Origin of the sequence: Burkholderia sp. USMB20 (assembly GCF_000949135.2) — a bacterium.
Lineage (GTDB): Bacteria > Pseudomonadota > Gammaproteobacteria > Burkholderiales > Burkholderiaceae > Burkholderia.
Genome location: NZ_JTAN02000017.1, coordinates 111,827 through 134,643 on the forward strand (window position 1 = coordinate 111,827; position 22,817 = coordinate 134,643).

At 66.6% G+C, this 22,817-nt stretch carries 17 protein-coding genes; 2 read left to right on the plus strand and 15 right to left on the minus strand.

Translation table 11 applies throughout. From position 1 onward, the window contains the following. Nucleotides 1-24: 24 nt before the first annotated feature. The 9 genes from PL79_RS20675 to PL79_RS20715 form a co-directional block, all read right to left on the minus strand. The gene (locus PL79_RS20675) at nucleotides 25-267 is read right to left on the minus strand and encodes an MbtH family protein (RefSeq protein ID WP_044843583.1); all 243 of its coding nucleotides are present in this window, start codon (nucleotides 265-267) and stop codon (nucleotides 25-27) included. A gap of 118 nt (nucleotides 268-385) precedes the next feature. Next, nucleotides 386-1,054: an RNA polymerase factor sigma-70 gene (locus PL79_RS20680; RefSeq protein WP_044843584.1), complete on the minus strand. Its 669-nt coding sequence runs from the start codon at nucleotides 1,052-1,054 to the stop codon at nucleotides 386-388. Between the two features lie 321 nt (nucleotides 1,055-1,375). Further along, complete coding sequence (locus PL79_RS20685; protein WP_044843585.1) at nucleotides 1,376-2,398, minus strand: fimbrial protein; 1,023 nt, start codon at nucleotides 2,396-2,398, stop codon at nucleotides 1,376-1,378. Continuing rightward, on the minus strand, nucleotides 2,395-3,141 hold the full coding sequence (locus PL79_RS20690; protein ID WP_044843586.1) for a fimbrial biogenesis chaperone: 747 nt from the start codon (nucleotides 3,139-3,141) through the stop codon (nucleotides 2,395-2,397). Before PL79_RS20690 ends, PL79_RS20685 begins: the two co-directional genes overlap by 4 nt. Before the next feature lie 16 nt (nucleotides 3,142-3,157). Beyond that, on the minus strand, nucleotides 3,158-5,611 hold the full coding sequence (locus PL79_RS20695; RefSeq protein ID WP_044843587.1) for a fimbria/pilus outer membrane usher protein: 2,454 nt from the start codon (nucleotides 5,609-5,611) through the stop codon (nucleotides 3,158-3,160). A gap of 119 nt (nucleotides 5,612-5,730) precedes the next feature. Continuing rightward, nucleotides 5,731-6,243, minus strand: a complete 513-nt coding sequence (locus tag PL79_RS20700; protein WP_044843588.1) for a fimbrial protein — start codon at nucleotides 6,241-6,243, stop codon at nucleotides 5,731-5,733. An 858-nt stretch (nucleotides 6,244-7,101) separates the two neighbouring features. After that, nucleotides 7,102-8,565, minus strand: a complete 1,464-nt coding sequence (locus PL79_RS20705; protein WP_044843589.1) for an efflux transporter outer membrane subunit — start codon at nucleotides 8,563-8,565, stop codon at nucleotides 7,102-7,104. After that, entirely contained in the window at nucleotides 8,562-11,699 is a 3,138-nt protein-coding gene (locus PL79_RS20710; RefSeq protein ID WP_044843590.1) for a multidrug efflux RND transporter permease subunit, read from the minus strand. Before PL79_RS20710 ends, PL79_RS20705 begins: the two co-directional genes overlap by 4 nt. Nucleotides 11,700-11,718: 19 nt before the next feature. Next, the gene (locus PL79_RS20715) at nucleotides 11,719-12,921 is read right to left on the minus strand and encodes a MexX/AxyX family multidrug efflux RND transporter periplasmic adaptor subunit (RefSeq protein WP_044843591.1); all 1,203 of its coding nucleotides are present in this window, start codon (nucleotides 12,919-12,921) and stop codon (nucleotides 11,719-11,721) included. 150 nt (nucleotides 12,922-13,071) lie between these two features. Here PL79_RS20715 and PL79_RS20720 point away from each other — a divergent pair, with 150 nt between their 5' ends. Both PL79_RS20720 and PL79_RS20725 read left to right on the plus strand, forming a co-directional pair. Continuing rightward, nucleotides 13,072-13,719: a TetR family transcriptional regulator gene (locus PL79_RS20720; protein WP_044843592.1), complete on the plus strand. Its 648-nt coding sequence runs from the start codon at nucleotides 13,072-13,074 to the stop codon at nucleotides 13,717-13,719. 342 nt (nucleotides 13,720-14,061) lie between these two features. Further along, nucleotides 14,062-15,327: a M23 family metallopeptidase gene (locus PL79_RS20725; RefSeq protein ID WP_044843593.1), complete on the plus strand. Its 1,266-nt coding sequence runs from the start codon at nucleotides 14,062-14,064 to the stop codon at nucleotides 15,325-15,327. Nucleotides 15,328-15,497: 170 nt separating this feature from the next. On the opposite strand, the gene PL79_RS20730 is transcribed toward PL79_RS20725, so the two are convergent. The 6 genes from PL79_RS20730 to PL79_RS20760 form a co-directional block, all read right to left on the minus strand. Continuing rightward, entirely contained in the window at nucleotides 15,498-16,223 is a 726-nt protein-coding gene (locus PL79_RS20730; RefSeq protein ID WP_044843594.1) for an amino acid ABC transporter permease, read from the minus strand. 2 nt (nucleotides 16,224-16,225) lie between these two features. Next, a complete protein-coding gene (locus PL79_RS20735) occupies nucleotides 16,226-16,948 on the minus strand; it encodes an amino acid ABC transporter permease (RefSeq protein ID WP_044843595.1) in 723 nt (240 codons plus the stop codon). 103 nt (nucleotides 16,949-17,051) lie between these two features. Then, the gene (locus PL79_RS20740; RefSeq protein ID WP_044843630.1) at nucleotides 17,052-17,867 is read right to left on the minus strand and encodes an ABC transporter substrate-binding protein; all 816 of its coding nucleotides are present in this window, start codon (nucleotides 17,865-17,867) and stop codon (nucleotides 17,052-17,054) included. A 452-nt stretch (nucleotides 17,868-18,319) separates the two neighbouring features. Further along, entirely contained in the window at nucleotides 18,320-19,624 is a 1,305-nt protein-coding gene (locus PL79_RS20750; protein ID WP_044843596.1) for an MFS family transporter, read from the minus strand. Nucleotides 19,625-19,859: 235 nt separating this feature from the next. Continuing rightward, nucleotides 19,860-21,539, minus strand: a complete 1,680-nt coding sequence (locus PL79_RS20755; RefSeq protein ID WP_044843597.1) for a SpoVR family protein — start codon at nucleotides 21,537-21,539, stop codon at nucleotides 19,860-19,862. Further along, nucleotides 21,536-22,804, minus strand: a complete 1,269-nt coding sequence (locus PL79_RS20760; RefSeq protein ID WP_044843598.1) for a YeaH/YhbH family protein — start codon at nucleotides 22,802-22,804, stop codon at nucleotides 21,536-21,538. Before PL79_RS20760 ends, PL79_RS20755 begins: the two co-directional genes overlap by 4 nt. Nucleotides 22,805-22,817 lie beyond the last annotated feature (13 nt).

Below are 22,817 nucleotides of genomic sequence, written 5' to 3' on the forward strand. Positions count from 1 at the left end.
CGCGCCGGATCGCGGCGCGGCGGGTCACGACGTGCGCGTCGCGCGCTCGCCGTCCATCGCGCGGCGCAGGCTTGCGGGGCGCATGTCGGTCCAGACGGTCTCGATGTGCGCGAGGCAGTCGGCTTTCGGGCCGCGCACGCCGACCTCGCGCCAGCCGGCCGGCACGGGCCGGAACGTCGGCCAGATCGAATACTGTTCTTCGTCGTTGATGACGACCGTGTAGACGAGGTCGTCGGTATCGGCGGAAGGCGTCGTGGCTTGCGTCATGATCGAAAAAAACGGGAAGCGGTTGAAGGATGCGAAGCGGCAAGTGACCGGACCGTCGGATCGTTGGACCGTTGAATCGGCCGCTCCTGTCTTGAAGACGATTGGCCGGCGCGTTTTTTTACCGTCGCCGCGCGCGGCCGCCGAGAAACACCGGGCACGCGACGCCGCGATGGCATGCGTCGAGGCATTCCGCGCAGTGCCGCTCCGCGTCGCGCACCATGAAATGCACGAGGGTTTGCGACACGTTCAGCGCGCGCGCCGCGGTCTGCAGCGTCTCCTCGCGCAGCCGCACCATCTCGAACGCCGCGCGGCTGCGCGCCGGCAGGTCGTCGAGCGCGGCCCATACGCGGCGCAGCGTGTCGCGCGTCAGCAGCGCGGCCTCGGGCGTCGGTTCCGGCGACGGCACGTCGAAGCCGTCGTCCTCTTCCGTGTGATAGACGTTCTCGAGGCTTTGCCGGCGGCACGCGTCGATCGACGCGTTGCGCACCATCCGCGTCACGTACGCGACCGGCTGGCGCACGGCGTCCTGGTTCGGGAATTCGACGAGCTTCACGAACACGTCGTGCACGACGTCCTCGGCCCGGCTCGCACAACCGACGAAGCCGCGCGCGACATTGACGAGCATCGCGCGATGGGCGATCAGCACGTCGAGCAGCGCGCCCTGCGCACGCGGCTGCGCGCCGCGATGCGCCCGCGGTGCGGGACGTGACGGGAGATCCGGACAACTGCCGAGGAACGGGTTCGCCGCTGCGGCTGCCGGCCGTTCGAGCACTTCCGCCATTGCCATCGATCTGCTCCGTCAGATTTCGAGATAGCGCAATTTAACGTAAACGCAACTCATTCTCAATACGATTACGAAATGCCCCTTCAGATCGTCAGGATTTGTCTGATTAATTGACGGGATCCGTGTTTTTGTCGGACGGGATGGCTGGCGCGGAGCGGTGGCGTGGGGAAAGCTTTCCGCGGGAAGGAATTGGCATGGCACCGTAAACGGCCCGCGGCGCCTGGTGGGGGTGGCACGGCGTCGGGAGCGCCGCAAAGACGCGCCGGCATGCCGGCGCTTCTTTCATGGCGCGCGCGGCGCGTCCGGCCGCGCACGCAGCGCGCGTCAGTAGATGAACAGCCGGATCGTTGCGGTTGCATCGAACCGCCCGATCTTCGGCGGCCCGAACGATTTCAGCACCGCATCCATCCGCACGCTTTGATTCATCACGTTCGACGGAAACTGCGCGAGCGTGAACTGCTGGTTGAACGGAATCGCGTTGCCCTTGCTGTCCTCGATGCCGATCCCGAAATTGCTGCCCTTCGCCGGCACCAGCAGGCCGTTCTGCAGCGGATAGCTCGTCTCGAAATAACCGTCGACGCGCACCGCGACGTTGCACTTCTTGGACAACGACAACGAGAACGGCTTGCGCGGCACCGCGGGCAGGAACCCGTTACCCACCGCCTGCACCTGTCCGAAGTTGACGATGCCCGGTTCGGGCGTCACGAGCACGTCGACGAAGCACGGCGTCGGCTTGAGGTTGCGCAGGCCGCTCAGGCGGTACTGGAAGCTCGTGCCGAATGCATTCAGCCCGAACTCGCCGTCGAACTGGAACACCGTATAGATATCGCTCGGCGGCTGGACCCAGTTGCCCTTCTTGCGCACGACGACCTGGTAGTCGATGCTGATGCGGGTCTGCTCGCAACGCCTGCGATCGAAGTCTTCCCTGCTGCACGGCGGCACCGCATAGCCGGTAAACACCCCGCCGCCGCGATTGCTCGTCTTGTCGAAGTAGTCGACGCCCTTGTAGCGGATGCCGATCTCCAGCCCCCACGCGGCCGGGTTCGTGCGGTTCGGATTCGCGTAGAAATAGATGTTGTCGACGACTTTCAGGCTGTCGGCATCGCCGAGATCCTTGTAGCAATACCCCGACGTCGTGCGGACCGGCGACACCCAGATCACGTAGCCGTCCGGCGCGTCGGTCGGATACGACGCCACGCCGCCGATCGGCTCGGTCAGCGAGGTCGCGCCGCTGTTCGTCAGGCATCGCAGCGCCCACGCCGGCTGCGCCGCCGCGACCAGCAACGCAAGCACGAGCCAGCGCAGCCATGCTGCCGGCCGTTGCCGTTCGCGCATCCCGCCGCTCATCGCTTCACGCTCTTGCACGCACCGGCATCGCACGCGTATTCGACCGCCACCTGGCCGCCGTAATCGTCGATATGCGTGACGAACAGCGTCGACGGCGTCGCGGCCTTGAACGGCACGTCGGCCGTGCTCATCGGGCTCACCATCACCGGCTCGATCGGCACCGGCGTCTTCTGCGCGCCGGCCGTCACCTCGACCACCGTCACGTGATACGGCGTCGGGTTGTCGAACACGAGCCTGTGTGCAGCCGGGTCCACCCGCAGCGTCATCGGCAGCGTCCAGTCCTCGTCGCGCGCGGGCTGCACGGCCTTCGGCCGGTAGAACAGCTTCATCTGCGTATGCAGCGCGATCTGCAGCGTGTTCGGTATATCGGACTTCGGCGGCACTTCGCGGATGTTCAGGTAGAACACCGATTCGCGATCGGCCGGCAGCGCGGCACCGGGCAGCTTCGCGATCCGCAGCACGTTGCGCTCGTTCGCCTCGATGCGCTGCAGCGGCGGCACGACCATCAGCGGCGACGCGATCTTGTTGCCCTTCGCGTCCTCGAGCCACGACTGCACGAGATACGGATACGTCGTGCTCTTGTTCGTGATCGTGACGATCGCGGCCTGTTCGCCTTCGTTGAAGATCACGCGGGTGCGGTCCGGGACGATCGCCGCGTGCGCGACACCGGCGAGCAGCGCGCTCGCCGCACTCAGCATGCACGACGCGCGTCGCAGGAAGGAAAGGGAGAAAACGTGGTTCATCGCTGGATCCGTGAAATCATCGTTCGATCCGTGCGGCCGCTGCGTGCGACTCGCCGGATGCCTGGCACGTCACCGGAATCGGCGTGCCTTCGAGTTGAAGCTGGTTCGGCAGCACGTCCACCGTGCACAGCGTGCGTTCGCCCGCGCGCACCGCGAGCGCGGATTTCGGCTGAACCTGGGTCAGGAACGCGGCCCCGCCTTCGCCGACGATGCCGAGCTCCTTGCCGTTCGCCGCGTCCTGCACCGATGCGCCGAACGGCAGCGGCTTGCCGGCCGCGTCGGTCAGCGTCAGGTACAGGTTGCTGCCGCGCGCCGCCGAAAACCTGACGAAGCCGATCGCGCCGTCGGTCAGCACCATGCGCTGGATCGGGTTCGACACCTGCACTTCGAGCGGCAGCTTCTCGACGTTGACGGTCGCGTCGTACACGTTGTACGGCGAGATCCCGTCGAGCACCGCATAGCCGCGCGAGTCGGTGTGCGTGAGCGTGCCGGACAGCGGCACGTCGCGCACGCCGTCGGTCGAGACCAGGAGGCGCGTATCGCCCGCGTTGCCGTTCGCGTGTGCGGCCAGCCCGTACTGCGTCGCGACGAGCGAGCCGTCGACCTCGAGCGACGCGGCCGCATACGCGTTCGCGACCGTCGACGCCTGTGCGGTCAACTGGTAGGTCGACGTGCGCTGGCGGAAACTCGCGTTCGCCGATGCGCGGCCATCGGTCGCGCCCGCGTTGACCTGGTAGGTGCGGCCGTCCGGATCGTCGTAGATATAGCCCGCGTTCGCGCTCGTGCTGCCGTTGCCTGTCGTCAGGTTCGACGTGATCGTGTGACGACCGCCGATCGGCAGCGTCGCGGTCACCGAGAACTGGTTGCCGCTCGTGCCCGCGCTTTGCGTCCGGAACGCCGACAGGCTGACGTTCAGGTTGCGCAGCGCACCGATCGAGAACGCACGCGTCAGCGTGAGGCCGATGCGCTGCTCGGACGAGCGCGCCCAGTAAGTCGTCTGGTCGTACGAAAAATAGGACGACGTATCGCCGAAGCGCTTCGACAGCGTCGCCGAATAGCGCTGCTTGCTGTTGGCGAGGCCGTATGCGGTCGGGTCGCCCGAGAACTGCGCGAAGTTCGTGTATTCGCGCTCGGAAAAGCGGTAGCCGAAAAAGCGCACGTCGGCATCGAGCGTGTCGAAATGCTTCGAATAGTTGATCCGGTATGAGTTGCCGTTGCGCGTCGCGCCGTTCCACCACAGGCGCGCACGCGCATGCGTGACGTCGGCCGAGACTGCGCCGAACGTGCCGAAATCGCGGCCGACACCGAGCGCGATCGACGTATAGCCCGACGCGGCGATGAAGCCGCCGTACACGGTGAAATCCAGCGGCAGGCCGTACGCCGCTTCACCGAAACCGAAGAACGGCGTGATGCCGGCGCCCCCGAACTGCCGCGGCTTGCCGACCGCGGCCTTGTAGCGCAGCTGTCCGGTGCGCGCGAGAAACGGCACGGCGGCCGTCGTCACCTGGAAGCGCTGCACGCTGCCGTCCTCTTCCTCGACCGCGACGTCGAGCGTGCCCTGCACGCTCGTGTTGATGTTCTGCAGCGCGAATGCGCCCGGCGACACGCGCGTCACGTACAGCACGCGGCCCGCCTGCGAGACGGTCACGGTCGCATTGGTGCGCGCGACGCCCGCGATCAGCGGCGCATAGCCGCGCAGCGAAGGCGGCAGCATGCGGTCGTCGCTGCGGATCGACGCGCCGGTCAGCGCGAACGTGTCGAAAATGTCCGAACTCAGGTAGTCGTCGCCGAACGTCACCGTCGACTGGATCGACGGCAGCGCACGAAATGCGTAAAGCCGGCTGAAGCGGAACGTGCGATCCGCGTACGCGCTGCTGCCCGCGTTCGACTGCGCCTGGTAGTCGCCGCGAAAGCGCCACGCGTCCCAGTTCGCGCCGATCGTTCCGTAGGCCTGGATCGAATTCGTCTGCTCGCCGCCCGAACCGAAGTTGCGGTTCGTGTTCGCGATCACGCGATAGTCGAGCATCGCACCCGGAATCCCTTCGGACCAGCGCTCCGGCGGCAGGTAGTTCGAATCGGTGAATTCGAGCGCGGCCTGCGGAATCGTGATCTTGAGCCGACCGTCGCTCTTCAGGTAACGCACGGTGGCGCCCTCGATCGCGCCGAGGTCGACGCAGCGACCGCCCTGGAAGCGCGGCAGGTCCTTCGCGAGCGACGGCTTCAGCCCGAACTGCGCGACGAGTTCCGGAGGCAGGCACGGCTTGCCTGCGCCGGACGGGTCGAGCGCGATGAACTGGATCGCCTGCAGCCCGTAGAACAGGTCGTTGACCTGCACGTCGAGCATGTATTCGCCCGGCAGCGTGAAGTCGGCCTGCGCGAACTGCGACAGGTCGACGTTGTTCGAGCCGTCGATGTCGAGGAACGACGAATTGAATTCCGTCGCATGGCTCTGGCTGCCGACCACCAGCACGGAGACGCAAAGGAAGGAATGTCTGATTCGCACGCGGCGCTACCGGAAGTCCGAGAAAAAGCTGGGCAGGAGGACAAGCCGGAGAAAGGGTGCGCGCACCCCTCCTCCGTGACGGCCGCTTACTGGTAGCGAACCGTGAAGTTCGCGACGCCGTCGGCCGTACCCGGCGTCACGTCGGCTGCCGTCGCTTCATAGCGTGCGGCGAAGCGCACGGTGTTGTTGCCGTTCTGCAGCAGGGTTGCAGCGGCCTGTTCGACGCCGTTGTCGAGGTCTTCGCCCGTTGCGCCCTGTACGCGGATGCCGACGTTGGTTGCCGAGCCGATCGTGGCGAGCAGCTTCGGCTGGGCCGCGTTCGACGTACCCGTGAACGTGAAGAATGCGTTCTTCGAGATGCTGGTGTCGCAGTCGGTCAGGACGATGTCGAACTTGACCGGCTCGGACTTGTCGCCGGCCTTCTTGAACGTGTGGGTCGGCACCTTGCCGAGGTTCACGGTCTGGTTGACCGAACCCGAGTCGATACCGCACGCGCCCGCGACGATCTCGCCCGTGAAGTTGATCGTGCCGGTGCCGGCTGCGAAGGCCGAGGTGGACAGGGCTGCGAGTGCGACAGCGGCCAGGAGGGATTTTTTCATGACGTTTTCCGTGAGAATTGCAAAGGGAATGGACGACGTGGCGGATACAAAAGGCAGCGTGTGGTTGGCTCCCGTCCGTCACGAGGCGGCATTATCGAGATATGAATGAAAGAATTCTGTAAAGCATTGTCAAATCGCAAATGACAATCTTCGCCTTGCGTACTTTCAAACCCACTGTTTCCTTGAAATTCTCAATCCCGATATTTTCATCCGCAGTCCTTTTTGATTTTCTAGAACCGACTGAAAATTAAAGACATTTTCTTTTCGGGATCGCTTATTCCCCGCCTTTCCTTGCTGGATATGGCTTCGCCGGATTACCAATCAAAAAGGCCAAAATTCTGTCCGATCCTGCCATCGTTGCCCGACCGCAACGAATGCATTCATCGATTTTCAACTGAGAGGAAATTAACGGCCGATTTTCGGTGCTGCGGATTTCTCGCGCAAACGATTGCGCAATCCGCACAAACGTTTTACCGCGACATTTCGTCACCCGTCATTATTCCCGATACAAGAATCAATTGAATCGTCAAGCCGGGATTAAAAGCCGCATGTAATGCCGTGCGCCGTCACGACATTCGGCGTACCTGCGCGACAACGCGCACGCGACGTTTCGGCGCCCTGGATGGAATCGAAAAAGGAGGAAGTCCGGCACGCTCGGGGCCGTGTGACGACGCGATCGGTCGCCAGGATGCGTGACGGGCTGAAGGCGCGCCTCAGCTCGACCGAGGGGAGAAACAACGTGGATGACGACGACGCGCGGATGCGTTCATCGTCGATCCGTGCCGATGGCCCGATGGAAGCCACACCGGCCGGGGTGGCGACGACACATGAGCGATCGCCACCCGCACGGCTACCGGATCACGCGGCGGCCTCCCCGGCTGAAGCCGGCGTCCACCCACCGCCCAGTGCGCGATACAGCGCAATCGCATTCGCGAGCCTCAGTTCCTTGAGCCGGATCAGTTCCTGTCCCGACTCGTACGTGCTGCGCTGCGCGTCGAGCAGTTCGAGATACGTCGCGACGCCGCCCGCATAACGACGCTCGGCGAGCTTCAGCCGCGCGCCGTCGGCCGCGTACACGTCCTGCTGCGCGGCAAGCTGGCGATCGATCCAGTCGCGCGCGGCGAACGCGTCGGCCACTTCGCGAAACGCGGTCTGCACGGTCTTCTCGTATTCGGCGACCGCGATGTGCTTGCGCGCGGTCGCGACGTCGAGATTCGCGCGATTGCGGCCGCCCGCGAAGATCGGCAGCGTGATGCGCGGCGCGAACGTCCACACGCTCGTGCCGCCCGCGAACAGGCTCGAGAACGCGTCGCTGACCGAGCCGTAGTCGGTCGTCAGCGCGACGCGCGGGAAGAATGCGGCGCGCGCGGCGCCGATCTGCGCGTTCGCGGCCTTGAGCCGCGACTCGGCCTGCCGGATGTCCGGCCGCCGCTCGAGCAGCGCGCTCGGCGCGCCGGGTGCCACCGGCGCGATCGCGAGCGCGTCGAGCGCGGTGCCGTGGGCCGGCACCGTGCGCGCGAAATCGCCGGCAAGCAATTGCAGCGCGCGCACCGACTGCGCGTGTTCGCGCTGCAGCGCGGCCTGCGACGCACGTGCGGACGCGACCAGCATCTCGGCCGAGCGCAGCTCGATCGCATCGCTCGTGCCGGCCGCATAGCGGCGCTGCGTGAGCGCGGCGATGCGCTCGCGCGCGTCGAGGGTGTGCTGCGCCAGCGCCAGTTGCGCGTGCAACGACCGTTCGGAAACGTACGCGCCGGCGACTTCGGCAATCACGCCGATGCGCACCGTGCGCTGCGCGTCGGCCGTCGCGAAATACTCGGCGAGCGCCGCATCCGACAGGTTGCGCACGCGGCCGAACAGGTCGAGCTCGTACGCGCTGATACCCACGCCGGCGCGATACAGCCCGCTCACCGCGCTCTCGCGCACGACCGGGTCGTACTGGCGCGTGCGCTCGTAGCCGAGGTTCGCGTCGAGCGACGGCATCCGGTCCGCGCGCTGCACGCCGTACAGCGCGCGCGCTTCGTCGAGCCGGCCGGCCGCGATCCGCAGGTCGCGATTGTTCGCGAGCGCCGCGTCGATCCAGGCCTGCAGCGCCGGGTCGGTGAAATATGCGCGCCAGTCGTCGAGCAGCGCGGCATCGACAGGCGCCGCGACCGACGCCGGCTGCGTGCCGCCGTCGACCGGCGCATAGCTGGCCGGCACCGGCGCCGCCGGCCGCTCGTAGCGCGGCGCGAGCGAGCAGCCGGCGAGCGCGAACGCGAGTGCAGCGGCCAGCGCGACCGGGGCCCGCGACGTCGCGCGCGCATTCAGGTGAAACGTCATTGCGCACCCTCCATCGTCGCCGGCCGCGACCCGCCGCGCCGGCGCGGGCCGACGTCGAACAGGCGGCCGACGATCACGAAAAACAGCGGGACGAGGAATACCGCGAGCACCGTCGCCGTGATCACGCCGCCGAGCACGCCGGTGCCGATCGCCATCTGCGCGCCGGACGCGGCGCCCGATGCGAACGCGAGCGGCAGCACGCCGACGCCGAATGCGAGCGACGTCATCACGATCGGCCGCAGCCGCAGGCGCGCGGCCTCGAGCGCCGCGTCGACGAGCGACATGCGCTGCGCGACCAGGTCCTTCGCGACTTCGACGATCAGGATCGCGTTCTTCGCGGACAACCCGATCGTCGCGATCAGCCCCACCTTGAAATAGATGTCGTTCGGCATCGCGCGCAGCGTGACGCCGAGCACCGCGCCGATCACGCCGAGCGGCACGACCAGCATCACCGCGAACGGGATCGACCAGCTCTCGTACAGCGCCGCGAGCGCGAGAAACACGACGAGCACCGACAGCGCGAACAGCATCGGCGCCTGTGCGCCCGACAGCCGCTCCTCGAACGACTGCCCCGACCACGCGTAGCCGATGCCGGCCGGCAGTTTCGCGGCGAGCCGCTCGATCGCGGCCATCGCTTCGCCGCTGCTGTGCCCCGGCGCGGCCGAGCCGTTGATCGTGAACGACGGATAGCCGTTGTAGCGCGTGAGCTGAGGCGGCCCGAGCGTCCAGTGCAGCGTCGCGAACGCCGCGAGCGGCACCATCTCGCCGCGCGCGTTGCGCACGCGCAGCTTCTGCACGTCGTCCGGATCGAGCCGGTGCCGCCCGTCGGCCTGCACGATCACGCGGCGCACCTGCGTGCCGTGCATGAAGTCGCCGATATAGTCGGAGCCGAACATCACCGCGAGCGTCGTGTTGATCTCGTCCATCGACACGCCGAGCGCCGACGCCTTGGCACGATCGATGTCGAGCTTGAGCTGCGGCGCGTCCTGCGTGCCGGCGAACATCAGGTCGGTGAGCGCCGGATCCTTGCCGCCCGCCGCGAGCAGTTGCTCGCGCGCGGCGCTGAACGCCGCATGGTCGAGCCCGCCGCGGTTCTGCAGCCGGAAGTCGAAGCCGCCCGTCGAACCGAGATCCGGCAGCGCCGGCGAGTTCATCGCGAACACCGTGGTGTTCGCCGTGCCCGCGAAGCGCGCGTTGATGCGCGCGACGATCGCCTGAACGTGATCGCGCCCGGCCTTGCGCTCCTTCCAGTTCTTCAGCGTGACGAAGATCATCCCGCCGTTCGGCCCCTCGCCGTACAGGTTGAAGCCGCCGAGCGCGAACGTGTACGCGGCCGGCTCGTCGCGACGAATGTACGACTCGACCTCGCGCACGCTCTGCATCGTTTCCGCGAGCGGCGTGCCCTGCGGGCGGATCACCATCACCATGAAGTTGCCCTGGTCCTCGTCGGGCAGGAACGCGCTCGGCAGTTGCGTGAGCATCAGCGCGGCCGCCGCGGTCAGCGCACCGTACACGACCAGCCAGCGCAGCGGCTTGTTCAGCATCGCGCCGACGCGCGTCGCATAGCGCTGCGTCGAGCGCGCGACGAAGCGGTTGAAGCCGCCGAAGAAACCGCGCTTCTCGTGATGGTCGCCGGACACCGGCTTGAGCAGCGTCGCGCACAACGCGGGCGTCAGCGACAGCGCGAGAAACGCCGAGAAGCCGATCGAGACCGCGAGCGCCAGCGCGAACTGGCGGTAGATGTTGCCCACCGCGCCGCCGAAGAACGCCATCGGCACGAACACCGACGTCAGCACGACCGTGATGCCGACGATCGCGCCGCTGATCTGCTGCATCGCCTTGACGGTCGCGTCGTAGGGGCCGAGCCCTTCCTCGACCATCAGCCGCTCGACGTTCTCGACGACGACGATCGCATCGTCGACGAGGATGCCGATCGCGAGCACCATCCCGAACATCGTCAGCACGTTGATCGAGAAGCCGGCCGCATGCATCACGCCGAACGTGCCCGCGAGCGCGACCGGCACGACGAGCGTGGGGATCAGTGTCGCGCGCAGGTTCTGCATGAACAGGAACATCACGAGGAACACCAGCACGCCGGCCTCGACGAGCGTCGTGACGACCTTGTTCATCGACACGCGCACGAACGACGACGTCTCGTACGGGATCTGGTATTTCACGCCCGGCGGGAAGTAGGCGGACAGCGCGTCCATCGCCGCGCGCACGCGCTGCTCGGTGGCCACCGCGTTCGAGCCGGGCGCGAGCTTGATGCCCATGCCCGTGGCGACCTTGCCGTTCACGTACGACGGATAGTTGTAGTCGTTGCCGCCGAACTCGATGCGCGCGACGTCGCGCAGGTAGAGCGCGGCGCCGTCCGGCTGCGTGCGCAGCGCGATCGCGCCGAAGTCGGCCGGCGTCTTCAGCGGCGCGTCGGCGAACACCGTGGCCGCGATCGGTGCGCTGTCCGGCACCGCGCTGCGGCCGATGTCGCCGACAGTCACGCGCGCGTTGTGCGCGCGCACGGCCGACGCGATGTCCGACGCGGTGAGACCGTGCCCGGCCAGCTTCACCGGGTCGGGCCAGATCCGCATCGCATATTCGGCGCCCCAGAACTGCACCCGGCCGACGCCGTCGACGCGGCGCAGCGCCTGCACGACGTTCGCCGACGCGTATTCGCCGAGCTGCACGTCGCTCATCCGGCCGTCGTCGGACGTCAGCGACACGACGAGTTGAATGTTGTCCGCGGCCTTCTCGACCTGGATGCCGTCGCGCCGCACGGGTTCGGGCAGCCGCGCCTCGACCGTCTTCAGCCGGTTCTGCACTTCGACGGCCGCGAGATCGGCATTGACGCCCTGCTTGAACGTCAGATAGAGCGACGCCATCCCGGCGCTGCTCGTCGCGGACGTATATAGCAGCCCCGGCGCGCCGTTCATCTCGCGCTCGATCAGCGCGGTCACCGATTCCTCGACGACCTGCGCGGACGCACCCGGATACGTCGCATAGATGCTGACGACGGGCGGCGCGATGTCCGGATACTGCGCGACGGGCAGCGCGCGAATCGCGAACACGCCGCCGAGCATGATGAAGAGTGCGATCACCCACGCGAAGACGGGGCGATCGATGAAGAAACGTGCCATGTTGGTCTATGTGAACCGGTCAGGTTTGACGGGCGGCCGCCGGTGATGCGGCCTTCGCCGACGAGGCCTTCGTCGGCGAGGCCTGCTCGACGGGCTTGACGGCGGTGTCGGGCGCGAACTGCGCGGCGTTGTCGACGATCACGCGCTCGCCGCCCGCGAGACCGCGCGTGATGCGCCAGTCGCGGCCGCTCATCCGGTCGGCGACGACCTCGACGTCCCTCACCTTGCCGTTCTCGCCGACCACGCGCACCGACGTGCGATCGGCCGTGCGCAGCAGCGCATCGCGCGGCACGAGGATCGCGCGCTGGTCGACGGCCGCGTCGAGCGCGATCCGCACATACGCGCCCGGCAGCAGTTCGCGCTCGGGATTCGGGAACAGCGCGCGCATCGCGACGGTATCGGTGGTCGGATCGACCGCGAGATCGCTGAACAGCAGCTTGCCCTTCAGCGGATACGCGGTGCCGTCGGCGCGCAGCAGCGTCACCGTGACGTCGTGCTGCGCGATGCCCGTCGCGCGCCCGCTCTTCACCGCGCGGCGCAGTGCGTCGACGTCGGCCGCCGGCTGCGAGAAATTCACGTAGATCGGGTCGAGCTGCTCGACGGTCGTGAGCGGCGTCGCCTGGTCCTGGCCGACGAGCGCGCCTTCGGTCACGAGCGCGCGCCGGGCGCGGCCCGAAATCGGCGCGGTGACGGTCGCATAGTCGAGCTGCAGTTGCGCGCGGGCGAGCTCGGCCTGCGCGGACGCGACGTCGGCCTTCGCCTGCGTGTCGCCCGCGACGGCCTCGGTGTGATCGCGCTCGCTGACCGCGCGGTCGCGCACCAGGTCGTCGTAACGGCGGCGCTTGTCGCTGGCCGCGAGCGCGGCGGCCTGCGCCTTCGCGAGCGCCCCTCTCGCGGCGTCGCGCGCGGCCTTCAGCGGTGCGGGGTCGATGCGGAACAGCACCGCGCCCTGCCTCACTTCCTGGCCTTCCTCGTAAGTCCGCGCGGTGACGATGCCCGCGACCCGCGCGCGCACTTCCGCCTGCCGATATGCGTCGAGCCGGCCCGGCAATTCGACGGTCATCGGTACGGCCGTCGGACGCACCGTCACGACCGTCGCGTTCTGAATGGCCTCCGGCGCCTTGTCCTGTTCGCCCTTTCCGCAGCCGGTCGCGGCCAGCGTGGCCGCGAGCGCGAACGACGCCAGCCGCAGGCGGCGCCCCAGGGAGCGTTTGTTATTCATGTGCTGACCTCGGATCGTTCGCCGCCATACAATGCGGCGGCTCAGGGTGGCCGATTATAATCAGTCACGACTGATTAAATACAGGCGGTTGCAATCCGGCCGCCATACTGTCTCAATAAAACGACAGCGAACTGTAAGGAAATTCACGACATGGCCCGCAAGACCCGGGAAGAATCGCTCGCCATCAAGCACCGGATCCTCGACGCCGCCGAGCTCGTGCTGCTCGAAAAAGGCGTCGCGCAAACCGCGATGGCGGACCTCGCCGAGGCCGCCGGAATGTCGCGGGGCGCCGTGTACGGCCATTACCGCAACAAGATGGAAGTGTGTCTCGCGATGTGCGACCGCGCATTCGCGCGCACGTCGGAAGGGTTCGACGCGGTCGACAGCCTGCCCGCGTTCGCCACGCTGCGCCGCGCGGCGTCGCATTACCTGCAGCAATGCGGCGAGCCGGGCGCGATGCAGCGCGTGCTCGTGATCCTCTATACGAAATGCGAGCAGAGCGAGGAGAACGGCGCGCTGCAGCGCCGCCGCATGCTGCTCGAGCTGCAGATGCTGCGCATCACCAAGGCGCTGCTGCGCCGCGCGATCGCGGCCGGCGAACTGGCCGCCGATCTCGACGTGCATCTCGCGGCCGTCCATCTCGTGTCGCTGCTCGAAGGCGTGTTCGCCTCGATGATCTGGACCAACCGCTTGCGCGGCAATCGGTGGAACGACGCGGAAGCGATGCTCGACGCCGGCTTCGACGCGGTCAGGACATCCGCCGCGCTGCGCGTGCGCGCGCAAAAATTTCCTGTCTGACGAAAAGCCGCGCAATAAATGCTGATTTAACCCGATTTACCGCAGTGCGAAACGAATGAGCCGACCCTCTTTAAAATTTTTAACGTTTCGCGGAACATCGGTAGACTGACGCTGTCATCTTTCTTTAGCGTCTTCGTGATAAACCGGGTTCGACCCGGAAAGATCACGCCGCCGTTCGAAGCGGGCCTGCCCGCGAGTTGGGTCGAACGGAAACGACACAGGCCCCTGGCGGGGCCTGTTTTGTTGCACGCCCGTCGCCCGCCCCGTCGCCACCCGACGGATCTGCCGCCGATGGTTCACGCCCACACCTCTTTGAACCGCTTTTCCTGGACGTGGACACCTTTGGTCAAGCCTGCCGCAACTCCTGATGCTTTCGCGCCCGGGCGCGCGCAGCGCCTCGTGCGCGCGCTCGTGCCGGCCGCCGTGCTCGGCGCCCTCGCCGCCTTCGGTCTCGCCGCCGCGCTGCCGGCCGTCTCGCAACTGCCGGGCGCCGTCGATTCGGGCACGGCCGCGCTGCCGCAGCGCGTGCTGTCCGACACGCCGTTTCCCACCGCGCAGCATTTCGTGACGAGCGAACTCGCGCGCACGATCGGCGAGCGCAACGAACGCGATGAACGCACCGACCGCAACCTGCAGCCGGGCCTGTTCGCGCCGCTCAGCGCGCACCGCAACGACATGCTCGGCTATACGAGCCTGTTCCAGTTCGCGCCGCCCGAGCAGCAGCACGGGATGCGCGCGGGCGACATCGAACTCACGCTGTCCGATACGCTGAACCGTCTCGACGTGCCGCCCGAAGTGCGCATCCAGCTCGGCGATCTCGTCACCGGCAAGGTCGCGCTGCGCGCCGGCGCGCAGCGCGGCGACTACTACCGCATCGCGTACGACACCAACAACGGCACGCCGCACCTCACCGCGCTCGAGCTGCGCGTCGCGGGCCGCACGTTCGGGGCGATCTGGTTCCGCGCGCCGGGCGCCGACCACGGCGCGTACTACACGCTCGACGGCGCGCCGCTCGAAGCGGCCGCGTTCACGATGCCGGTCAAGTGGACGCGCATCAGCTCGTTCTTCGGCGAGCGCGTGCACCCGCTGTCGCAGGCGATGGCATTCCATACCGGCGTCGACCTCGCCGCGCCGTCCGGCACGCCCGTCAATGCGGCGGCCGACGGCGTCGTGTCGTTCGTCGGCACCGATCCGGGCGGCTACGGCCACTACGTGATCGTCGATCACGCGGACGGTTATTCGACCTACTACGCGCATTTGTCCGCGTTCGCGCGCGGGCTGAAGACCGGCGAAACCGTCAAGCAGGGCCAGCGCATCGGCTCGGTCGGGATGACCGGCGCGGCCACCGGTCCGCACCTGCATTTCGAAGTGCGCGTCGCGAACGACCCGGTCGATCCGCTCGTCACGCTCGCGAGCGCGCAGACGGGGCTGTCCGACATGCAGCTCACCGCGTTCCGCCAGGAAGCGGCGCAATGGCGCTTCCGCCTCGCGTCGATCAGTACGACGCCGTTTGCATTCGCGCAGAGCGACGGCCCGCTGTGGGGCGATTTCGCGACCGGTCCGTCGACGCTGCGTTCGGTGTTCGATACGCACTACAGCGCGTCCTGACGCTGACGTGACGCGCTGAAGTGCTGAAGTTCTCAAGCACCGAAGTTCTGAAACACCTTCACGCCCGTCGCCGCTCGCTCGGCGACGACGCGGCCCGCTGCGGATAGCCGCACGCTCTCACCTTCATCACCGGAAACGCGCCGCATGCATCGCACGCGGCGCGCACGCCGTCACCGCACCGGTTCCGTGCGTTCAGCCGCAGCCCGCGCGATGCGCTCCGCGCGAGGACGACGCGACAGCAACCAGCGCGCCGCACCGTCGAGCGACGTGCACAGCACCAGATAGATCGCCGCGACGAACAGGAAGATCGGCGCCGGATACACCATCAGCCGGTTGTTCACCTGCGTCGCGACGAACGACAGTTCCGGCACGCCGACGATATACGCGAGCGACGTGTCCTTCACGAGCGCGACCCACTGATTGACGAACGACGGCGTCATGATCCGGATCGCCTGCGGCAGCAGCACGTAGCGCACGGTCTGCCAGCGCGTGAGCCCGAGCGACAGCCCCGCCTGCCACTGCCCGTCGCCGGCCGCGACGATGCCCGCATGCACCGCATGCGCGAGATACGCGCCGCCGATCAGCGCCAGCGCGCACACGACCGTCGCGAGTCCCGGCACGTCCATGTGCAGCAGCATCGGCATCAGGAAGTACGTCCAGAAGATCAGCATCAGCACCGGAATCGCGCGAAAGAAGCCGATGAACGCGAGCAGCAGCACGCGCAGCGGGCCGCGCGCGAGCGCCATCGCGACGCCGAGCGCCACGCCCAGCACCGCCGATGCGATGGCCGACGCGATCGCCAGCACGAGCGACAGCGCGGCGCCGCCGAGCGGACCATCCGGGAATGCGCCGACGAGCAGGTACGGCAGGTTGTCGAGCAGCAGCGAGAGATCCATCGTCAACGCCCCGCCCCGAGCCGGTCGCGCCATTGCGTGGCCGCGTAGGCACCGGCCTCGATCGCGGCCACCGCGGCGATGTACAGCACGGTCGCGACACCGAAGGCGGCAAAGGTCTTGAACGTCTCCGTCTCGACCTGCCGCGACGCGTACGACAGCTCGGCGACACCGATCGCCATCGCGAGCGACGAGTTCTTCACGAGATTCATGTATTGGCCGAACAACGGCGGCAGCGCGATGCGCACGGCCTGCGGCAGCACGACGTAGCGCAGCGACTGCATCGGCGTGAGGCCGAGCGCCGCGGCCGCATCGTGCTGCGCACGGCGCACGCCGCGCAGCCCGGCTTCGCATTCCTCGGCGACGAACGCGGCCGTGTACGCGCTCAACCCGAACCAGCCCGCGACGAACTCGAACGACGGCCAGGCGAGCGTGAACGGGCCCGCGCTCAGCTGATGACGCGCGTTCAGCCACGCGACCCATGTGTCGGGCAGCAACGACGCGACGCCGAAATACCAGAACAGCAACTGCACGAGCAACGGCGTGTTGCGGAACGCGACGACATAGCCGGCCGCGAGCGTGCGCGGCGCCGTGCCGCGCGCATGCCGCATGACGGCGAGCAGCAGTCCGCCGACCGTCGCGGCGAGCGCCGACGCGGCCGCGAGGCCGAGCGTCAGCAGGAAGCCCTGCCAGAGCCAGGACAGATATTTGGGAGCCAAGCCGAGCATGGTGGTGCGGGCGCGAAGCAAGCGATCAAGAGAAACGGAAAACGCCGCGATTCCCGCGCACCGGCACGACCGATGGCGGAACGCGGCGCGTCCTGCATGCGACTCAGGTCTTGTCGCCGATGCGGAAGATGCGCGTGAGCGGCGTCTTCGTCGTCGGACCGAACCACGCGTCGTAGATCTGGCCCGCGCGGCCATTCGCCTCGAGCCCCTTCAGCGTGTCGTTCACGAAGCCGAGCAGGCGCGTCTCGCCCTTCGGCACGCCGACGCCCATGTAGTCGTTCGAGATCGTGAATGCCGGGATCTCGTAGTTCTGCTTGTCGGGCACGTTCGCGAGCAGGCCGATCAGCTTCGGGCCGTCCTGCGTGATCGCCTGCACGTTGCCGGCGCGCAGCGCGGCGAACGCGAACGGCGTGTCGTCGTACGCGACGATCGTCGCCTTCGGGAACTTCTCGCGCAGCGTGATCTCGTTCGTCGTGCCCTTGTCCGCGCCGACGCGCAAGCCGTTCAGCTGGTCGGCCGATTTCAGCACGCCCTTCTTCGCGAGAAACTGCTGGCCCGACGAGAAATACGGGATGCTGAAGTCGACCTGCTTCGCGCGCTCGTCGGTGATCGTGAAGTTCGCGAGCACCAGGTCGACCTTGCCGGAGGTCAGGAACGGAATGCGGTTCGCGGGATTGGTCGGCTGCAGCTGCAGCTTCACGCCGAGCTTGTCGGCCAGCGCCTTCGCATAGTCGACGTCGAGGCCGATGATGTGATTGCTCTTGCCGTCGACATAGCCGAACGGCGGATTGCTGTCGAAGGTCGCGACGCGCAGCACGCCGGCCTTCTTGATGTCGTCGAGGCGATCCGCGTGCGCGACCGTGCCGGCCGTAACGAGTGCGGCCCCGACGAGCCACGTAGCGAGAGTGTGGAATTTCATGAGCACGACCTGATTTGTTATGAAGGCCGGCGCGGATCGCGCGGCGGCCGGTTCGAGGAACATCGCGACGCTGTGTGTCGTCGCGAAGCCGCTAACGTATCAGCGCGTGCGGCGATTCCGAACCAACAAATGGTGCTTTGCTCTGCGGGTTTCGTGATGAGGCTTGCAGCGGCTGCATGCGGCGCATGCGCACAAAAAAACGCCCGCTGCACGCAGCGGGCGCGAATCCCAGTCAAGGAGGTGTCACACGAACTACGCGTTCAGAATAAGCGCATCGTCCGCTGCGGACAACGAAGCGATTCCGATATCGATATCGTGCGCCCCGCGATGAGCTTGCACGCGCCCATGCGAAAACGCCACGCATAAAAAACGGCGCTCCGCCTGCATGGCGGAGCGCTGTCCCGTTGCACGTTGCCGGTCGATGCGGGCAGCCCGGCGGGCTGCCCTGCCGATCACGGTTCGTGACGCAGGTACCCTTCCTTGCTCGGATCGCGCATCCGCCACGACACGATCAGCGAGATCGCGCACAGCACCGTCACGTACCAGTAGAAGGTTTCCTCGCTGCCGACCGACTTGAACCACAGCGCGACGTACTCGGCCGAGCCGCCGAAGATCGCGTTCGCGACCGCATACGACAGGCCGACACCCATCGCGCGCACTTCGGGCGGGAACATCTCGGCCTTGATGAGGCCGCTGATCGACGTGTAGAAGCTGACGATCGCCAGCGCGATCGTGATCAGCGCGAACGCGGCCGTCGGGCTCGTGACGGTCTTCAGCGCGTGCATCAGCGGCACCGTGCCGATCACCGCGAACGTGCCGAACAGGATCATCGACGTGCGGCGGCCGATCTTGTCGGACAGCGCGCCGAACACCGGCTGGATCAGCATGTAGACGAGCAGCGCGACGGTCATCACGTTGCTGGCCGTCTTCGCATGCATGCCGGCCGTGTTCACGAGGTATTTCTGCATGTACGTCGTGAAGGTGTAGAAGATCAGCGAGCCGCCGGCCGTGAAGCCGACCACCGTGAAGAAGGCGCCCTTGTGCTGCCACACGCCGCGGATCGTGCCCGCGTCCTTCTTGTCACGCGATGCGCTCGTCGACGTCTCGTCGAGCGATTTGCGCAGGTACAGCGAGATCAGCGCGGCCGCCGCCCCGCAGACGAACGGAATGCGCCAGCCCCACGCCTTCAGCTCGTCGTTCGACAGCGCCTGCTGCAGGATCACGAGCACCAGCAGCGCGCACAGCTGGCCGCCGATCAGCGTCACGTACTGGAACGACGCGAAGAAGCCGCGCCGCCCCTTCAGCGCGACCTCGCTCATGTAGGTTGCGCTCGTCCCGTATTCGCCGCCCACCGACAGCCCCTGGAACAGGCGCGCGACCAGCAGCAGCGCCGGCGCCAGCGCGCCGATCTGCGCATAGGTCGGCAGCACCGCGATCACGAGCGAGCCGCCGCACATCATCAGCACCGAGATCATCATCGCCGTGCGACGGCCGTGACGGTCGGCGATGCGGCCGAACAGCCAGCCGCCGATCGGACGCATCAGGAAGCCGGCCGCGAACACGCCGGCCGTGTTCAGCAGCTGCGTGGTCGTGTTGCCGCTCGGGAAGAACGCCGGTGCGAAGTACAGCGCGCAGAACGAGTAGATGTAGAAGTCGAACCACTCGACGAGGTTGCCCGACGAGGCGCCGACGATGGCGAACACGCGCCGCCGGGTGTCATGCGCGGACAGCGCAGCTTGGTCGGTCTGGACGTCCATGGGTTGGTCTGTTCCTTTTAGTGCTTTCTGGGCGAGACGGCTCGCGGGCCGTCGCGTACGGTCGCACGTGGCACCGGTTCCGGCGGCACGGCGCTACGGGATTTTAGCGAAATGTAAAGTAACGGGCTTTCCGGGTTCGTCCGGATGTAGAAAATTTTTCTCCCGGTACGCGTTCGTCATATGAAAACGCCAGCCCTCAGGCTGGCGTCCGGTGCAAACTGTTCTCGGGCGATCGTCAGACGCGCACCTCCGGCGGCACGTAGCGGCACTCGTAGCGCTTGCGCACGGTCCCGGCCTCGTCGACGCTTTCCAGGAACACGTCGAACTGCCAGAGCCGCGCCATGTGCTTGAGCACTTCCTCGCTGTCGTTCGACAGATGGCGGTTGTCGGTCATGAAATGGCGCAGCGTGAGGCTGCGGTCGCCGCGTGTGTTCACGGCCCACACCTGGATGTTCGGCTCGCGGTGATGGATGTCGTACTGCCGCGACAACGCCTGCCGCACGTACTGGTAGCCGGACTCGTCGTGGATCGCCGAAACCTCGAGCGAATCGCGCATGTCGTCGTCGAGCACCGAGAACAGCCGCATCTCGCGGATCAGGTTCGGCGACAGGTACTGCGCGATGAAGCTCTCGTCCTTGAAGTTGCGCATCGCGTAGTGCATCGCCGGCAGCCACGGGGTGCCCGCGATCTCCGGAAACCACTTGTAGTCCTCTTCCGTCGGCGCCTCGCAGATCCGGCGAATGTCGCTCATCATCGAGAAGCCGAGCGCATACGGGTTGATCCCGCTGTAGTACGGCTTCGTGACGGGCGGCTGGTAGACCACGTTGCTGTGCGAGTGCAGGAACTCCATCATGAAGCCGTCTTCCAGCTTGCCCTGGTTGTACAGCGTATTCAGCAGCGTGTAGTGCCAGAACGTCGCCCAGCCTTCGTTCATCACCTGCGTCTGCCGCTGCGGATAGAAGTACTGGCCGATCTTGCGCACGATGCGGATCACTTCCCGCTCCCACGGCTCGAGCAGCGGCGCGTTCTTCTCCGCGAAATACAGCAGGTTCTCCTGCGGCTCCGGCGGATAGCGTCCTTCCTGCTCCTCCATCTGCTCGGGCTTCTTGCCCGGCAGCGTGCGCCACAGCTCGTTGACCTGCGACTGCAGATACGCCTCGCGCTCGCGCCGCAGCGCGGCCTCCTTCGACAACGACGGCTTCTGCGGCCGCTTGTAGCGGTCGACGCCGTAGTTCATCAACGCATGGCACGAATCGAGCAGTTCCTCGACGCGATCGAGGCCGTAGCGCTCCTCGCATTCGGCGACGTAGTTCTTCGCGTACACGAGATAGTCGATGATCGCGTGCGCGTCGGTCCACAGCCGGAACAGGTAGTTGCCCTTGAAGAACGAGTTGTGCCCGTACGCCGCGTGCGCGATGACGAGCGCCTGCATCGTCATCGTGTTCTCTTCCATCAGATACGCGATGCAGGGATTCGAGTTGATGACGATTTCGTACGCGAGGCCCATCTGGCCGCGGCGATAGCTTTTCTCGGTCGCGAGGAAGTGCTTGCCGAACGACCAGTGGCGATAGTTGACCGGCATCCCGACCGACGCGTACGCATCCATCATCTGCTCGGCGCTGATCAGCTCGAGCTGGATCGGATAGATGTCGAGTTCGTATTGCTCGGCGACCTGCGAGATGTGCGTGTCGTATTCCTCGAGCAGCTCGAACGTCCAGTCGGACGGGCACGGCAGCGGCTTGCGTTCGGCAACGTTCATACGCGCTTCCTTCTGCCCGGCACCGGGCAAGTCGGCGGCCGGCGCCGCCGGTTCGGTCCGGCCGCTTTGCTGCGATGCGGCAGGGCCGGCCGTGTCGTCGCCGGAAGGGCGCGGCGCGTAGCCGCGCGACTCGTTGTGCAGATGGCGGGTCGTCATGACATTTCCACCTGCTTTTCGAACAATTCGCGAAATACCGGGTAAATATCGGCAGCCGATTCGACTTTCTTCATCGCGAGGTGCGGTTGCGACAGCGCCAGCTGTGCGTACTCCAGCCACAGGTTCTGCTCTTCCGGGGCGACCTGGATATACGCGAAGTAACGCGTCTTGGTGAGGATATCCTCTTCCAGGATTTTGCGACACTTCGGCGAATCGTCAGTCCAGTTGTCGCCGTCGGACGCCTGCGCGCCGTAGATGTTCCACTCGGTCGGCGAGTAACGCTCGTTCATCACCTTGCGCATCAGTTCGAGCGCGCTCGACACGACGGTGCCGCCGCTTTCGGTCGAATGGAAGAAGGTGTCCTCGTCGACCTCCTCGGCGCGCGTGTGGTGACGGATGAACACGACCTCGATGCGCTCGTAGTTGCGCTTCAGGAACAGGTACAGCAGGATGAAGAAGCGTTTCGCGAGATCCTTGCGCTGCTCGTCCATCGAGCCCGACACGTCCATCAGGCAGAACATCACGGCCTGGCTCGACGGTTGCGGCTGCTTCACGCGGTTGATGTAGCGCAGGTCGAACGGATCGATGAACGGGATCCGCCAGATGCGCCCCTTCAGATGATGGATCTCGGCCTCGAGCGTCGCGATATCCTCGCGACGGTCTTCCGGATCGAGCTTCATCACCTCGAGCCGCGCTTCGAGTTCGCGCAGCTCGTTGACGAGCGGCGAACCGAGCGCGATGCGTCGCCCGAGCGCGCTGCGCAGCGAGCGCACGACGTCGATGTTGTTCGGCGTGCCTTCCGCCGACCAGCCCGCGCGCACGTTCTTCCAGCTCGGCACCGTCAGCAGGTGCGTCTTCACGAGGCGCGGCAGTTCGAGGTCGTCGAAGAAGTACTGCATGAATTCGTCGCGGGACAGCTCGAACACGAAGTCGTCCTGCCCTTCGCCTTCGTTGCTCGCCTGACTGCCGCCGCCGCCCGAGCCGCCCTGCGGACGCGGAATCTTGTCGCCGCGCACGTAGTCCTCGTTGCCCGGGTGCACGTATTCGCGACGCCCGCCCGGCGCGTGCCGGAAATTCGGCTCGGCGATGTCCTTGCGCGGAATCGTGATGCTTTGCGTGCTCTGGATATCCTTGATGCTACGGTCGCGCACCGCGTCGGACACGGCACGACGAATGTAGTTCTTGACGCGACGCAGAAAGCGTTCGCGGTTGGCGATGCTCTTGTTCTTGCCGGCCAGCCTGCGGTCGATGATTTGATGAAGCACTCCCGGTCTCCCG